General features: G+C 46.2%; 1 protein-coding gene. It reads right to left on the bottom strand.

Translation table 11 applies throughout. The features are described 5' to 3' along the window. Window positions 1-13: 13 nt before the first annotated feature. A partial coding sequence (locus KO537_RS22930) for an IS4 family transposase (RefSeq protein WP_219236051.1) occupies window positions 14-859 on the bottom strand: 846 nt, incomplete at its 5' end.

The raw sequence follows: 859 nt of genomic DNA, 5'->3' as shown, positions 1-859 counted from the left end.
CTGTAGGATCCCCTCATAATTCATAACCCCAACAACCATGAGTTAATGAGAGTTCAGTTAGTTTCTTCGCAGCACAAAGCAAATTATCTGCTGATATGGGGTAATCATGCCGTCGCCGCAGCAGTTCTTTGCCCATCCTGATTGTTGATAGCACATTCCTTTTCTTTATCGTGTTTGCTTGGAAGTGCCGCTGTAATTGCTGTGTTTCCCCATATAATCCTACCCACCAAAATGCCAGTTGCACCAATAATGCTATCAATAGCAGTATATCCATCCTCGCCGCGTAACGTGTTCTGCTATGACGTAAACCAAAGCCATAAGCGGGACTTTTTAAATCTCTAAAGGTTTCTTCTATTTGCATCCGCTTTTGGTAAATATTAACCAGTTTTTGAGGCGACATGGCTTCCATGGTCAAGTTAGTCACCAGTGCCCAAGGCTCTTTGGCGGTCAACTCATACGTCCATTGCGCAGTATGGTGACAGTCTGTTGTCGTACTTCGCTGACCTTTTCTGCCTTTACTTGGGGCCCTGAACAATACCATCTCACATAACAAAGGTTTCTTTACCGATAACGCCACCCGCCCAACATGTTTTGCGCGACGACGGGCTTGGGGATAAAGCGCTTTTAGTGAAAATTGGCGACCGAAAGGATGCGGCCGATAGACACTCAATCCTCTAACGCGACCCAGCCAATACCAACCGAGCTGCTCGACTTTTCGAAACCATGGATTACGAAAGCCCGCGTCAGTGACTATCAGCGGGGTGATGTTGTCAGGTAATACTTTTCTGAGTTCATTAAGAAACTGATTATGGGCGGTTTGAGTGCCTTGCAGCACTAACGGAAATGTTCGTTCGTAGAG

Source organism: Shewanella sp. NKUCC01_JLK, assembly GCF_019345615.1.
Classification (GTDB): Bacteria; Pseudomonadota; Gammaproteobacteria; order Enterobacterales; family Shewanellaceae; genus Shewanella; species Shewanella oncorhynchi.
This window is presented reverse-complemented; position numbering and strand designations above follow the sequence as displayed.